The organism is Fuerstiella marisgermanici, assembly GCF_001983935.1.
GTDB classification, from domain to species: Bacteria; Planctomycetota; Planctomycetia; order Planctomycetales; family Planctomycetaceae; genus Fuerstiella; species Fuerstiella marisgermanici.
Window position 1 is genome coordinate 662,741 of the sequence record NZ_CP017641.1, and the last position, 16,530, is coordinate 679,270.

The following is a 16,530-nucleotide window of genomic DNA, read 5'->3' on the forward strand; positions in this document are numbered from 1 at the left end:
TGCCGCACGCGACATACGCCCTCCTTTTCTGTGGAGCCCGGAATCAATGCCTCGAACAACAATCACCAGCCTTCTGAATCGATTCCGAAATACGTCCGCGAAACGCCGCGGACGGGCCAACAGGCGTCGTCAAAGGCCGGCGGATTTGGAAGTGCTGGAAAGCAGAGTGCTGCTGACTGTGGCGCCGCTGGCAAACAATGATCAGTTCACAACTGCGGAAGATGCCACGCTATCCCCCGCTGCGGGCCTGCTGGAAAATGACTCAGACCCTCAGGGCTACGACATCGAAGTGGCGGCGATTAATGGCCAGTCGTTGTCTGTGTCTGCTGGTTCTGAAATCGCAACGGCGACGGCTGATCCAAATCTGCCGATCTTCACGACATCGTTGAATGCTCAGAATTATTACGGGTTTCGATTCGAACTGACAGAGGCAACAACAATTGAACGCGTCGGAGGCAACTTTCAGTTCTTCTCAGGAACCGGACCGTTTGCTGCCATCGTGGCGCTTGATAGTCAGGCAGACTTCCCCGATGCGGAAGACCTGTCCACGCCGGACGTTGTCGCGACCGCCGTGATCCCATTGGCCTACCAGGATGATGGAGAAAAGAGTGCTGAAATCAACGCGGACCTGCAGCCGGGTTGGTATGCGGTGATGTTTGGCACCGAACAGTTCGGATCGACGGGAATCACGGGGGTATATCTGAACAGCGCTCCGGTCGACGGCACGACGTTCATTCACTCTCAGCCGGAAGTTCCGCGATTTCTGACGCCAACACCGGCTTCCAAAATTCCGAATTCGAGGCTGTTCGTTACGCTGGAGGGCGGCGCGTTTGTTCCCACAGATTTCGCTCTGCCTTCCGGAGCCGCGTTGAACGTCAGTCCGGATGGCCAGTTCGTTTATGACCCTCAGGATGCCTTCAATGATCTTGCTGTTGGCCAGCAGGGAAGCGAACAATTCACCTACACGATCCGCAGTTCTGCCGGACTGGAAAGTACGGCGACGTCAACAATCACCGTCCACGGTGTGAATGACATACCGACCGCGGCTGCGCAGTCTGGATTGGTTTCGGAAAATTCCCTGATGTCAAAGGCCGCGGCTATTGGCTTGTTAAGCGGCGCCGCTGATCCGGACGGCGATTCTTTGTTCGTAAGTGCCATCAACGGGGCCCCGCTTGTCCCGGGCCAGCCAATCAGCTTGCCTTCCGGCGCGGAAATTACGGTGAACGCTGATGGCAGTCTGCTGTACAACCCCACCGTGGTGTTTGACGGTCTGACCGATGGCGAAACGGGCTCAGACAGTCTGACATTTACGATCTCGGACGGAAATGGTGGAACCGCTCAGGAAACACTTTCGATCACGATCAACGGCTTTAATGACGCGCCGCAAATTGACGCACTTACCGATCCAATTGTGATTGAAGAAGGCCAGACGGCGACTTTGTCCGGTACGCTGATCGACTCAGAAGGCGACGCCACTCTGACCGCTTCTCTCGGCGACATCACACTGGCAGCCGATGGCGTCAATTGGACGTGGACGTATGAATCGACTGACTCTGCTCCGCTACAAAACGTTACGATTACAGCCTCAGATTCTGTGCGAGATCCCGACACGCTGTCGTTTGATCTGACTGTCAACCACGTTCCGACGGTCACAGCGACAGTGAACCTGTCTGCGAGCACGGTTGAAGAGGGACAGCAGTTCACGGTTTCCGGCAGCTATACAGAATCGCAGCCGACGTTGTCTCATGAGGTGTCCATCGCATGGGACGATTTCTCAGGGACGCAGTCCACGTTTAGTCTTCCAGATTCGGGCAGTCTGAATGCCGGAGACGAGTTCGTCGCAGCCGGTGTTGACGCTACGCTGACCGTTACGTTTGTTAATCCGGCAGTCCTGAACCCTGGAATGACTTCGTACAACCTAAACGCCGCGGCATCTTCGTCACCGTCACAGTTCACGGTCGCTGACAGCTATGTACTGTTCGTCGCTGATGACGGAGTCGTTGGGAATGAACTGTGGATTTATGATCACAATGGCCCGCGACTATTGAAAGACATCAACCCGGGAGTAGGGTCATCCGCCGCGTACGGCTTGGTGGCAAATGGAGACATGGTTGCCTTTGCAGCGGATGATGGAGTTAACGGCACGGAACTTTGGATTACCGACGGCACACGCCTGGTCGCTAATCTGAATTCCGGCGGTACTGCTCAACCACGCGGTCTTGTGGCGTTTCGAAGCGACTTTTACTTCACCGCAAACAGCGATGCATCGTACGGTGCCTTTTATCGAACCGACGGAACGCTCGCAGGCACGACGCAGATTCTTTCAGATGACTTTGTGAACGGAGCCTATGCCAATGCGGCCCGCCCGAAGGTTGTCGGTGACCAGCTTTACTTTCGAGCGGCCGGTAGGTCCGAAGGCGGAAGTCCAACAGGTGAGGAACTGTTTGTGACGGACGGTACGAGTTCCGGGACTCGGCTGGTTCGCGACATTGTGCCGGGCACACAGTCATCAGCCGCCGAATTCATGACCGATGTTGATGGCACAGGGTTCTTTCAGGTCACGAACGCGTCCGGGAAATTTGAACTCTGGAAGACGGATGGAACGGAAACCGGTACGGTCATGGTTTCCGATATTGTTCCGGGAGAAGGCTCACCCGGTGCCGTCGGATTAAAGTCGCTGACGGCACTCAACGGTGAATTGTATTTCGGTGCCGACGATGGGATTCACGGCTATGAACTCTGGAAAAGCGACGGAACGGCTGGCGGCACCGTGCGTGTGACAGACATCAACCCGAACGGCAATGGATTTCTCAGCGGCGACTTTGAAGGCACCACTTCGATGGCGGCACTGGGTGACGAATTGTTCTTTCTGGGTCAGGACGTTAATGGCGATTTCGAGCTCTGGAAGACAGACGGGACTGCTTCCGGAACAATTGAACTTGAAATCAATCCCGGTTCTTCAGGCAGTTGGGCACAGGGTTTCGCAAGTTTCGGCAATTCACTGGCATTCATCGCAGATGACGGCACTCATGGACGCGAGCTGTGGTTCACGGACGGGACATCAGCGGGCACACAGTTGCTCGTAGACAGCAATCCTGGCAGCGCGACCAATCAACTGGCGATGCTGCGCTCCCACGGCGATTCACTCGTCATGCGTGGCAGCAGTCGTCCAAGTCCCGCCAGCAGCGACGACTATGAATTCTGGACATATAACCCTGCAGGAAATCCATTTGCCGAAGTTGGTTTTTCGATCGACTACGCTTATCCGGATGATCGCTCGGCAGAAGGCGAACAGGACCGCACCGTCACGCTGGTCGTCGACAACGGCGAACCCGATCCTGCAACTGCCAGTCAGTCGATAATAGTGACGAATGTTGCGCCGGAATTGGACGCGGTCGGCAGCAGTAGTGATTCAGTGTTTGAAGCCGAAACGGTTGTTGTCACCGGCTTCATCGTTGACCCATCAATCGATGATACTCACGTGGTCGACGTGGATTGGGGAAACGGGATCAGCTCAACTGCCACGTTGGGAGCAAGGGAAGCGGCAGGCATTCCATTCACGGCAGCGCACGAATTCGCTGAAAGCAAGGTCAATCCTTACATCGTGACACTGACTGTTACTGATGATGATGGTGGTGGTGGAGCAACCGTCACGACGGAAGTTCTTGTCAGTAATAAAGTCCCTGAAATCACGAATGTCACACTCAGCGAAACAGCGATCGATGAAGGTGGCAGTGTTTCATTGAGTGTTGAGTTCGATGATTCTCCCGAATCTCATCTTGTGGATGTCGACTGGGGAGACGGGACTGTAGATATCGTTTTTGTTGACTCAGGATTTTCGTTTGCTTCGCTCGATCACACCTATGTCGACGATTTCCCGTTTGGAACTCCGGAAGATACTTTTCAAATTGTCGTGACTGTCAACGATGCGGAATCAACGTCGTTACCAGCGACGGCGGACGTGATTGTCCGCAACGTGGCCCCTCAGATTACCAGCTTCTCGCTAACGGGCGATCCGGAAAATGCATCTCGAGTTATCCTGTCGGCGGAGTACTTTGATGTCGGTGTTGAGCAGGAGGTTGGGATTGAACTCAGTTGGGGCGACGGGACAGGTGAGGCCTTTTGGCTTGCGCCCGGCGAGACGTCTGTGGAATTGAGTCATCTTTATGTTTCGGACGCGGGGAGCCCCGTCGATGGGGGCTATGAAGTGACATTCGGCTTTGTTGATGACGACTTTGGCTTTGACGTCACGACAGCCCAAGTCGCTGTGAGCGCAAAGCCTGAAGTAACCTTCGACACTTACTCGCTGTCCTTCGATGAAGACGCAGGAACGGTTCAGATTCCTGTCTTGCTGTCAGTCCCGTCGTCTGCGGATATCACGATTCCTGTTATCTACGGAGGCACGGCGATGGAAGGCTTTGATCCTGAATTCGCCGACTATACGCTTGTCAGCACTGACGTTTTCATTCCAAGCGGTCAGGCGTCCGGCACGCTGACGCTGCAGATTCTGGATGACAATATCGACGAATTCGAACAGGAGACCATTGAACTCACATTATTGGAAACTGCGGGCGTGACGCTCGGGCGCACGCCGATTATGACGGTGTCCATCTTTGACAACGACGTGCCGACGTTGTCGTTCTCCACGCAGGACCCAACCTTTGTTTGGGAGGATCACGGTTCCGTCAACCTTGTCGCGGAACTGAGCGGGCCTCGTGACTTTGATACGATTGTTCAGGTGTTCGTGTCCGGGTCCGCTGCGAATAACGAGGACTACACGGTTTCCTCCCCGGATCTCGAAACCGATTTCGACGGCAACCGTGTTCTTCGGATACCGGCGGGCTTGACCGCGGCGACGCTGCAGGTGGATATCACCGATAACCAGGTCAACGAAACGTTCTACGAATCGCTGCGATTCTCGATCTCCCCGGAATCCCCCGATGTGCAGGTCGGCGACGATTCAGTCACCTTATACGTCCGCGACAATGATCCACTGGTGACCATCGGAGACGCAGATAAAGACTTAGATTTTCGCACCGTAACGGAAGGCGATTCGGTTGCCGTCAGCGTGGACCTTTCTGCACCGACAAACGTCGACACCTTGATTCCTTTGACGTCATACGGTTATTGGCGTCGTCGCGCGTCCGCCACCGACTTTGCGGCACCATCATCAGTCACGATCCCGGCAGGCAGCACTAGCGCCACACTTACTATCCCAACGGCCGACGATAACCTGGACGAATTAAGCGAGCGGTTCCTGATTGCGACCAACGTTGGTGGAGCACCCCAAGGCAATCGAGTCTACATCCAGATTAACGATGATGACACCTCTGTCGTCAACGTACGAGCGCGCACAAACGTTGGTGAAGGTGCATCCTTTCCGGTAACGGTTTCATTGACGAAGCCTTCGGTGAATGACGTGCTTGTGAAGATTCGGTTCTCCGGCACGGCAACTTCGGCAAAGACAGTAACTACCACTCAGGCGTTTTCCTTTACACCAATCCAACGCCCCGGCGACTATAGCTTTCCACTGCGGCTTCGACATAACCAAGACCGCGAAGCGTGGATCACCATTCCTGCCGGTTCCACTTCAGCAACGTTCCCAATCGGCGTCAATAAGGATGGCATCGGCGAAGGAAAGGAAAAGATAGTGATGTCGATCGTCAGCGTGTCGGGTGGAGCGCAACGCGGGACAGGTGATACGGTCAACATACTGGCTAATCGCGCAAGCAGTGTCGCGAAGAAGGACGTGAGCAAAGCACCGGTTTCCTACACGGATGGACAGCTTCTGATCGACACTTCTCGCCCGAACGTGACGATCGATCGGGCCGATGTTGAGCGCTACGCAGCACTGTTTACAGGCAACGGCGAAATCGAAGACAGCACGTTCGTCGATGACTCGCTCTTGACCGGCAGCAACGGCCTGCTCAGCAACGCGACCATGTTCTTTGATGCCAACTTCAACTCCCGCCGGGATTTCCTTGACCTTGACGGCGATGGAGTCTTCTCAGAAGGCGATTTGGTCGAACCGGCCTTCGTATCGGCACTCGACGGCAGTGTTTACTACACCATCCCGGACGCCTTTGATCTCAACGGAGACGGAACCTTCGACAATTCCGAAGGGCAGTTGGTTATGATGGGTGGCATCGATACGTCCGTTGACCAACCGCTGGAACAGGCGATTACCGCACCGCTTGGCTACGGCATCATCAGCCCGATGTCAACCGTCGTTTCGGAACTGATGCAGCAGCGTGATCTGGATCTGGTTGCCGCATCACAGCTGACACTCAGCGCATTGGGCCTTGAAGGCTTCGCTTTGGCGGCCAACAACTACCTGTTCAACGCGGCTGAAGGCGACATTCTTGCGGGAGAAGCCTATCGAACTGACGTGCGACTGGTGGTGACAACTCGGCTGATCACCGCGTTGTTCGAAGGCAGTTCAGGAGCTGATGCTCTAACCGTGGGACGAGCCGTCTATCAGAACATCGCCGAGAAACTGAACGGAGCGCTGTTCGATTTTGAAAGCACGGCATTCCTGCAGTCCGTCATTCAGGGGGTCTCATTCCGCCTTGCCACAGACATCGACAGCACAGTCACGTCGGCTGCGGCGGCCATTATTTCTTCACTGCAGCACCGTGTGAGCGAAGTTCCGAACGATGCGTCGCGGCAGTATGTCGACGCGATGGCTCAACTTCACAAGACCGCTGAAGTAGAATTGGTGCCGGTGATTCGTGGTCTATCCGCTGCGACAGATTTGACTCAGGTCGTGACAGACAACACCGGAACCGGCCTCGACGCACTGGTTTCCGCGACGGAAGTCTCCAACGTGCTGCCGCCGGAAATGTACGTATCCGACATCGCCGTTCAGGAAGGTGTCGACGGAACCACTGTTGCTATCCTTCAGGTTGCGCTGCGAGGCGGAACGGATGTCCCCGTCTCCGTTTCTTACGGCACCACGGAAGGTTCGGCCGACGAATTTGACAGCGACTATGTTCCCACCGCAGGTGTGCTGACATGGCAACCAGGCGACGCGGAAATCAAAACGATTCAGGTGGAAGTGAACGGCGATGGGCAATTCGAAGAGGATGAATACTTCGACGTCACATTCTCGGACGCCGACGGGCTGGTCATGCGGCATGACTTTGGCCGCATTTTTATCTTGAACGATGATGTCTTTGGTTTCACAGCGGAATCCACGGATCAACCAACGAATGTACGTGTCGTCGCAGATGGCGACCAGATCGAAGTCTATCAGGATGACGTGCTGGCATTTACCGGCGGCATTTCGGACAGCGGCCCCATCACCATTTCAGCGTTCGATTCTGTCGAAACGGCATTCGAACTGGAAATCCTCAGTCCGGGGCCGCTGTTGACGAACGGCATTCAGTTTGTTGGCGGAGGAAGTGAGCTGGATACCCTGGTCGTGTCGAGCACCCTGACAGAAGGCAGTCTGATTTCACTAACGGACGCCACGTCCGGGCAGGTAGAATTCGACACAGGGCTGGTAACGTTTTCCGGGATCGAAGCGGTCCTTGATTCTCTGTCGGCAACCATTGAAGTGCAGAGTGCTCTAACAGAAGGCGGCGCGGTCACACTGTCGGCCTTCAATCCCGTGTTCCCTGTAGAAGTCGGCGATTCGCTGACCTGGACCATCACGGGCCCGAATGGCCTGATGATTGAAGGCAGCGGTCAGGACTTTACATTCGATGCCGGTGACAACGGCGACTATCAAGCGGAACTGGTCCTGCAGCGAGTGGGCCGAGGCGAAGTTCGCGCAACTGCCGAGTTCTCTACCAGCAACATTGCCCCAACGGCGGTCAACGATGTTCGGGAGATTTCTGAAAACGTGGGCCCGGTGATTGTCGACCTGCTAAACAACGATTCGGATCCCGCGGGTGCTGCTGATCAACTTACGATCGTCGCGATTGATGCAACCGCAGCGGTTGGAATCGTCTTGCTGGAAAGCGGCACAGCGACGTATGACCCGAACGGTCAGTTTGAAGGTCTTGCCGTCGGACAGACAGCGGTCGACAGCTTTAGCTACACAATCGACGACGGTGATGGAGGCTCAGACACCGCGACCGTTTCGATCACGATTCTCGGGGCAAACGACGCGCCAACCGTCGGCGGACCGCTGACAGTTATCGCGACAGAAGACGATGCGACGTTCACAGTCGACCTGCTGGCGGGGGCCAGCGACATTGACTTCGGTGACGTTCTGGCGGTGGATGCAATAACGCTGGTTTCGCACGACGACAGCGGCATCATCATCGGCACGAACACCCTGACCGTCGACCCATTGGCTTATAATCATCTAGCCGCCGGTGATTCGGAAGCCATCGAATATGCGTTCAACGTTGTTGACGGCAACGGCGGAACGGTTGCTCAGACAGCGATCATCACCATCACCGGTACAAACGATCGTCCTGCCGTCAGCGGTCCAGTGAATACTGGTTCGACGGAAGACGATGCGACGTTCACCGTTGATCTGTTGTCCGAAGCCAGCGATGTTGACCTGAGCGACGTATTGAACGTGGATGCGTTGACGCTGACGTCCGGCGATGACACCGGCGTGACGGTTGGCACGAATGAGCTGACCGTTGACCCGGCGGCCTATGACCACCTGGCGGTCGGTGAATCGGAAGTGATTGGGTACAGCTACAATGTCGTCGACGGAAACGGTGGCATAGTTCCGCAGACTGCTATGGTAACAATCAGCGGAGTCAACGACGGGCCGACGGTTAGCGCCCAGGTGTCGGCGGCGGCCACTGAAGACGATGGGACGTTCACCGTTGACCTGCTGGCGGGAGGAAGCGATGTCGACATAAGCGACGTGCTGAATGTAGACAGCTTGACGTTGGCGGCCGGTGATGACAGCGGTGTGACGGTTGGCGGCAACGTGCTGACCATTGATCCGGCGGCCTACAACCACCTGGCGGTCGGTGAATCGGAAGTGATTGGGTTCAGCTACAACATTGTGGACGGCAACGGCGGCAGTGTGGTTCAGACGGCGACGGTGACGATTTCCGGGTCCAACGACGCCCCAACAATCATCGCCCCGGTGTCCGCGGCGGCCACTGAAGACGATGGGCCGTTCACCGTCGACCTGCTTGAGGGAGCAAGCGATGAGGATCTCAGTGATGTGCTGAACGTAGACGCGTTGACGCTGACGTCCGGTGATGACAACGGTGTGACCGTCGGAGCTAACGCACTGATCATTGATCCGGCGGCCTACAATTATTTGGCGGTTGGTGAGTCGGAAGTTGTCACCTTCAGCTACGACATCGTCGACGGAAACGGTGGAAGTGTGGCTCAGACGGCGACGGTGACGATTTTGGGAGTCAATGATGTCGCAACCTTCGCGGATATCACGTCGTCTCACCCGGATGCGGGCAATGCGTCGTCCGACGGGTTGATCACTTTGGCGGGCACAGTCAGAGATGCGGATACGTCGGATGAGCTCACGGTAACCGTCAATTGGGGTGATGGTTCGGCCGTTGAAACACTAACCGTGGCCCGCCCGGCCGATGGATTCTCAATCAATCATCAATATTCAAATGGGGGACTCTATGAGATCACTGCTACGATTGATGACGGCAACGGAAGTGCTCAAACCGTCACCGCAACAGCCGCAGTGGAAGGCGTTGGTCTGATCGGTGACGCTCTGTTCTTTATCGGCACGGACTATCGTGACAAGATCACGATCGACGAAACGTGGGTTTACGATGGTTCCGGCTGGTGGTGGAACCCTGGCAACTGGGACCGCAGAATCGTTGCTTTCGGGCAATTGGACGGCGACTGGTTCTATGAAACCTTCGACCCGTCCAACGTATCGTCACTGCACTTGGACATGCTGGGCGGCAATGACCGTGTGATCGTGACAACGGACGTGGGTGTTCCCGTGAATGCCGATCTGGGAAGTGGGCACGACCTTGCGATCATTGCCAGCAGTGCGGCGTCGATTCTGGCCGGTGACGGCAACGACGAAGTCTGGACGGGCTCTGGAAACGACACCGTCAACGGCGGAGCTGGGGACGACCTGATTGGCACGGATGGCGGCAGTGACACGATCAGCGATCCGTCCGGAGACAACACGATCTTCAGTGGAAGCGGCAACGATTCAGTCACCACCGGCGACGGGGATGACTTCATCCTGTCACTGAACGGGCACAACACCATCGATGCTGGTCACGGCAACAACGTGATTATTACAGGCAGCGGTCGAGATACCGTGTCGGCAGGCGACGGCGACGATAACATTTCCACAGACGGAGGCCGTGACGCGATTCGTGCCGGAAATGGTAACAACACGATTGACTCCGGCGGTGGTAGCGACATCGTCATCACCGGCAACGGAAACGACGACGTGCGGCTGGGCGCAGGAGATGACGTGGCGCTGTTGGGATCCGGAAACGACACCGCTCGTGGCGGAAGTGGCAACGACGCGATCATCGGCGGCGACGGCGATGATGACCTGCGTGGGCAGAGCGGTCGCGACGTGCTGATCGGTGGACGCGGAGCGGATGATCTGCGAGCGGGTACGGGGGACGATTTGCTGATCAGCGGCCGCACCTCGTACGACGACGATCTCGCTGCAATCGATGCCATCATGCAGGCATGGACCAGCGACAATTCCTACGCGGCTCGTGTCAGTGCGCTGCAGTCGGGCGCGACGTCAGGTGGAATCGCACTTACTCCCGGATCGTCCGTGTTCAGCGATGAGGACAACGAGGTGCTGCGTGGCCAGGGTGGACAGAACTGGTACTTCGCCGGCCAAAGTAGTGATTCGGTGCCAAACAATGATGAAGATGAGTTCGTGGATTGGCTGGACGACATGAACCTGTAACCACGCCAGCCGCCAATGACGCGTGACTCCGCCAAGCGATGCAGATTTGCTGGGGGCGCGCAGTGTCGTCGGGCACGACGAACGAAGCTAGTTCTCGAGCCGCAAGTGGTCCACAAAAAAGCTGCGGGCCGGTTGCGGTGTGGGGCTGAAGATTTCGATCGTGGACATTTTGCCGAGTTGCATCTGTCGGGTTGCGGGCGAATTTTTGACGTCCGTAAGTAGAATTTCCACGGAGACATCGGACTCAGGGGGCAGCACCACGCTTTGGTGAAAACGGTCATCCGGTGCGAAGCCAGTCTGTTCGTGCAGAGCATCAAAGAGCTTCACAATCAGTTGCAGTTCAGAATCGCCAGCATTGTGAAATTCCATCTTCAACGCTCGATAGCTACGCCAGTCTGAGGGGAACCAGTCCATAACGATGCCGGGATACTCACCGGCTGCGAGTGTGATTTTTGCCGAACACTTCCCATCGGCCGACCATGACTCTGTCCTTTCGATGTTGGCGTTGTGCGGCAACCACGCACCTATCTCGCGCGGCCGTTCGAATGATGCCAGCAGCGGAAATGATTGATCCTGCTGCACAGTGTCCCATGCTTCCAGCGTAGGATCGACGCTCACTGCCAGCAGAATGAGCACGAACGCCATCACCAGCCAGCAGCGATGCCAGCCGGATTTCGTCCGTGACGCAATCCAGAACAGCCCTGCGAAGATACCTGCTCCGTTTGCCGCAACGTCCCCTAGGTCGGGGCTGCGGCCGGCAAATTTTTGAAGAAATTCGCCGACGCCGCCGACCACCATCAGAACCGCCGCGATGCGCAAAACACGTGGCCGCGTCATTGCAACGACGGTCGAAAGTCGGCTGGGAAGCCCAATCGCCTGTGGATCAAACGCACCAACAACCCCAAGCAACATCGCGCAGAAGACAGGCGCGTGAGCGAGGTCAAACAGGTTGCCCCACAAGCGTCCGTCCAAAGGAATCGGCAACACTAAACCCAGTGCGACGACGACGACAACGCTTGCCGCCAATAGCAGTCGTCTCGCCAAAATTTGACGAGGCCTCTCTGCAATCGCATTCTGTGGCCGCACTTCTGCGGCCTTAATCTCTGGCGCCACTATGGCCTGCCTTCAACCTGCGGTGATTCTTCCTCAGACGCAGCCGAGGGACTAATCTGCTTTAACATGCGGAACAAGTCGCTGTCTGTTGTCAAAATCAGGCGTGTCTCGGAATCCAGAGCGTTCTCATACACTTCCAGCGTTCGTTGAAAGTTGTAGAAGTCACCGGTTGTGCGAATAGCCTTTGCATACGATTCGATAATCTCGGCTTCCACTTCGCCTCGCAAGCGTTTGCTCTGCTCTTCGCCTTCACCAAGAATCTTCTCGACCTCAGCTTTGGTTTCGTTGATGATTTCCTGCTTGCGTCGCTCACCTTCGTTGTGATAGCGAGCCGCGATGGCATCCATGAACGCTTTCAGACGTTCGAACGCTGCCCGCCGCACAGATTCTGCGAAGCCAATATTACTGACTCCCACGTCGATCAACTCAATCCCGCGATCGATGGAAGCCGCGCCCTCCTGACCTCCTTCAGCCTTCAGTTGAGAAACAATACGCTTTCGGATCTCCTCCAAAATCTTCTCGCGGCCGACCGTGATTTTTGCCTGGCCTGCCACGGGAGCCGTATCGTCCAAAGCGTCTGTAGCTTCGGCTTCGTTGCCGCTCGGGACATCCGCGGGCACATCACTGAGACCAAAACTGTATGTGAGTTCCCGGTCTGTGCTGCGTACAACTTCGGACAAGTCGTATGACGTCAGCACGTCACGCACGCCTGCTCGTACACGCTGAACAACCTGTTGCTCGGCCAACGCCACGGTGCGCATTTCTTTGATGAACTGTTCTGCATCCGTGATTTTCCAGATCGCCCAAACCGAAACTTCAACTTTCTTACCGTCCTCCGTCGGCAATGCCTCCAGGATGTCGTGCGCACCGCTGGACCAGAACTGCTGTGTACGAGGAAATCGGCGGACCTCCTGGATGAACGGAATTTTGAAGTTCAAACCTGGCTCATCGACGCTGTCGACCACCTTGCCGAATTCCAAAACCACGGCTAGTTCGCGTTCGCTGACTGTAAACATCGAACTGTAAGCGCCGATCGCCGCCAGAATGACGATCACGATGATGGCCGGCCCTTTGACTGAATTGTTAGCAGCCATATCACTTGCTCCCTTCGCTAAGATTCAACAACGGCAGCAATTGCTGCAGGTCGGAATCAATGATCGTTTTGTTTTCGACGTTGGACATGACTTTTTCCAGAGCTTCCAGATACAGCCGCTGGCGCGTTTCTTCCGGGGCTTTCGCAAACTGTTCGTACTGAACCATCAAAGCATCAATCTCCCCCTTGACTTCGGAGCGTCGCCGAGCTGCATAACCTTCGGCTTCCCGAATGGCTTTGTCGCGTTCCGCCTGCGCCTGCGGAAGCAACGTGTTCTTTTCTTTCTGAGCTTCGTTCTCCAGCTTGTCACGAGTCTGGTCGGCCTCGTTAATTGCCGCATAGGACGCACGGACCTGTTCGGGCGGCAGCACTCGTTGCAACTGCAGGTTCGTTACGCGAATACCGCAGTCGTATCGGTCCAATAGCTGCTGAGTCGCTTCGGTTGCCTTAAAGCTGATTTCTTCTCGCTTGCTGGTGAGGACTTCGCCAATCGAATAGTCGCCTACCAATCGGTTCATCACTGTGCGGCTGACAGCGGTAATGATGTATTGCAGGAATTGGTCCTGGTCGACCTGATCGCGGTGGAATGTAAACAGGTACTTTTGAGGATCAGCCACCTGCCACTGCAACGCCCATTCGACGACGGCCGCATTCAGATCGCCCGTCAGCATGAGCACGTCTTCTTCTTTGACGGCGACCGGCCGGTCTTCCCCTTCGACTCCGAACGGCAAGCGCAATGTGCGTTCTCGGACTTCGACCTTCAGCACTTCATCCACAAACGGAATGCAAAAATGGAGGCCCATGACGGACGTGCTGTGGTACTTTCCGAACCGCAATACCACCGCCTGTTCGCTGGGCTGGACCGTGTACATCGATCGCGTGACAAGCAGTATCACCGCGAGCAGCAGGAATCCGCCGACGATCAGTTTCGTCGCTTTGACGACGTCCTCGCGGCGGAATTCAATTTGGATTTCGTTGGGAGCCATAACTCATTCACTTTTAAATTTGCGGAGCAAAGCGCGTGGAATGTCTGACAACGGAACGCACATTCCAACCGTGCTGATCATGAAAACTCGCGGATTTCGGTAGTTTCGAGGTTTCACGCGCCAGAATTCAGTCACTGTGATTTCTTCTGGAAGACCCACCACGTGAACTGCACCGTACCAATCGCCACCCAACACGCTGCTGTGCAGCTCGCTGCATCTGACGTCCGGCACTGAGCAGATGGCACACCTGTACAAGCCATACAACCGTTACTTTTCCGCTATTCGACCGCAGCGCTTTCATCTTTGCTCGTTTTACACGCTTGCGTATCCAAAGCAACCTGCAGAGTGCCGATCAAATCTCCTGGACTGCCAATCGTTGCACCCCTAGATGGGTTCATATCGCTTGGCGGCGGAAACGTGTGAGTGCCTTCAGAAATGGAAATTCGGTTGGAACGGAATGATGAGCTACGAAATTGCAGTCATAGGAAATGACGAAGCCGCGTTTGAGGTACTGTTTCTTGCTGCCGCTTCGGGAAAACGGACGGTCGCCATTCTGCCCGAATTAAGGCACTCAGCATGGCTGGTTGGTAAGGCGTTTCGCAGTCTGATTTCCGATCTGCTGGTCGACCGCACGCCAGCCCGCAAACGCATGTTTGCGACGTCAGGAACGCCTCGCCTGCTGCGCACCCTGGTCGCTCGCGCAGTCGCTCACGAAACGCGAACGCACGTTCAAGTCCTGCAGAAACTTGGCGTGGACGTGCTATTGGGAGAAGCTCGCTTTGAATCGCAGAACGACGTGACGGTTGCTCAGGCGGCCGTCAATCGACGAGATTCTATGACTTCACGGCACATCGTCATCGGTACGGGCATTCGTCGGACGGCAATGCATCGACCGCTGGGGTTGATGCCGTTTCATCGCCCCGAAGCCCTGTTTGCAGGTCGCCGTTTGCCGGGTTCAGTCTGCATCGTTGGTGGCAGCGACTTTGGCATTGGCCTTGCATCGCTGGTGGCGTTGTTCGGCGTCGACACTCGGCTGGTCGCCCGAGAAGACACGGCGTCTGTCGCATTGGAACTGGCTCACGCGGCCGGCGTCCAGATCGGCAATCATCCGTCGGAGATCGGAATTCGGAACCTGGGCGAACCGTTCTCCAATCTTCGAGCCGACGTCGTTGATTGTCGTCGATCCGTCGGATTCACGCAGCACCTGAACCTGGAAGTCGTGAATGTCGAACCTGATGAGAACGGGCAACTGTGGTGCGCTGAGAACTTCGAAACCTGGTGCAGCGACATCTTTGGCGTGGGTGACGTCGTTGGCTTTTCTCCCGATACCGCGCTGGATCCCGTTATTCAGGCAGAACGAGTCATGAATCGGATTGTGCACGCACTGCCACGGCCTCATCTGTCACGACAGTTCGTGGCCGCATCAAAGTAGCCTGATTGCAGTGTCACCGGATTGTGAAGCCCGTCACCCCAGCATTGGCATCGCGAAAACTGTTGCGTAGATCGTTCTGAACCTTGCACTTTGACAATAAACGGATCAGTTGACGTCGGCCAGTTCCCAGAAGTCGTTCGGCGGCGGAGCATTGAAAGTCAGCGGCATCTGCAGGATCGGATGCTGAAAAGTCAATTGGCACGCGTGCAAAGCATGTCGTCTCTCCGGTTCAGTGTCTTCAATTTCGGAAGGGCGACGAATACAACCGTTCGCAGCGTAGTATTCGTCGCCCAAAACCGGATGCCCGACCGCTGCCAGATGCACGCGGATCTGGTGATTCCGGCCGGTCAGCAGACGGCACTCAATCAGTGAGTGCGTGCCATGCCGGGCCTTCACCATAGCTTCTGTTTTTGCATGTCGCGGTCGTCGAGCGTCCGGCCGAGCGGACATCAGAATGCTGTCGCCGCCGGGATGTTGTCCGATGGGCAGGTCGATGGTGAGCCGTTCGAAGGTCGGGCATCCTTCAACCAGTGCATGGTAGGTTTTGGTGGGCCGCCCTCGCTGAAAGTCGATCGAAAGCAGGCGATGCGACAGGTGGTCTTTGGTGACAACCAGCAAACCGCTCGTCATACGATCGAGGCGATGCACGATCCCTGGCCGCAACAGACCTTTGAATTTCGCTTGCGAATCCAGGTGTCGCTGCAACGAATTGATCAACGTGCCTCCGCGGAAATTTCCGACCGGATGCACGATAAGCCCTGCCGGTTTGTTGACCACGATCAGCCACGGATCTTCGTAGACAATTGCGAACGCATCATCTGACGGGGGCAACAGTTTGTCGGGCGGTTCGACCAGCCGGATCGCCACGCGTTCGTCACGATAGACGCGATGATCCGGCTCGGCCGTGACGCCATTTACCCAGACCAAGCCCGCGCACACCATTCGATGCAGCCGCCACGGGGTGTAGTTCCGCAGTTGCCGAGCCAGAAACGTGTCGATCCGCACGCCGGAAAGGTAGGGCTCAACAATAAACAGAAACTGATTCACTTACGGTGACAAT

At 56.1% G+C, this 16,530-nt stretch carries 6 protein-coding genes; 2 read left to right on the top strand and 4 right to left on the bottom strand.

What is annotated here, in order from left to right; translation table 11 throughout:
- Positions 1-46: 46 nt before the first annotated feature.
- Positions 47-10,846 carry a cadherin-like domain-containing protein gene (locus Fuma_RS02405; protein WP_077022723.1) on the top strand — a complete coding sequence of 3,600 codons (10,800 nt, stop codon included), beginning with the start codon at positions 47-49 and terminating at the stop codon, positions 10,844-10,846.
- A gap of 87 nt (positions 10,847-10,933) precedes the next feature.
- On the opposite strand, the gene Fuma_RS02410 is transcribed toward Fuma_RS02405, so the two are convergent.
- Genes Fuma_RS02410 through hflK form a run of 3 tightly spaced genes read right to left on the bottom strand, consistent with a single transcriptional unit; the run spans position 10,934 to position 14,038 of the window.
- Positions 10,934-11,959, bottom strand: a complete 1,026-nt coding sequence (locus Fuma_RS02410; RefSeq protein ID WP_077022724.1) for a VanZ family protein — start codon at positions 11,957-11,959, stop codon at positions 10,934-10,936.
- A complete protein-coding gene (gene hflC / locus Fuma_RS02415; RefSeq protein WP_077022725.1) occupies positions 11,959-13,053 on the bottom strand; it encodes a protease modulator HflC in 1,095 nt (364 codons plus the stop codon). The genes Fuma_RS02410 and hflC overlap by 1 nt, the downstream gene beginning before the upstream one ends.
- Before the next feature lies 1 nt (position 13,054).
- Positions 13,055-14,038: an FtsH protease activity modulator HflK gene (gene hflK, locus Fuma_RS02420; RefSeq protein WP_083731747.1), complete on the bottom strand. Its 984-nt coding sequence runs from the start codon at positions 14,036-14,038 to the stop codon at positions 13,055-13,057.
- 388 nt (positions 14,039-14,426) lie between these two features.
- On the opposite strand from hflK, the gene Fuma_RS02430 reads away from it, so the two are divergent.
- Entirely contained in the window at positions 14,427-15,470 is a 1,044-nt protein-coding gene (locus Fuma_RS02430; RefSeq protein ID WP_077022727.1) for an FAD-dependent oxidoreductase, read from the top strand.
- 105 nt (positions 15,471-15,575) lie between these two features.
- Here the strand turns inward: Fuma_RS02430 and Fuma_RS02435 are convergent, their stop codons facing one another.
- On the bottom strand, positions 15,576-16,517 hold the full coding sequence (locus tag Fuma_RS02435; protein ID WP_077022728.1) for an RluA family pseudouridine synthase: 942 nt from the start codon (positions 16,515-16,517) through the stop codon (positions 15,576-15,578).
- Positions 16,518-16,530 lie beyond the last annotated feature (13 nt).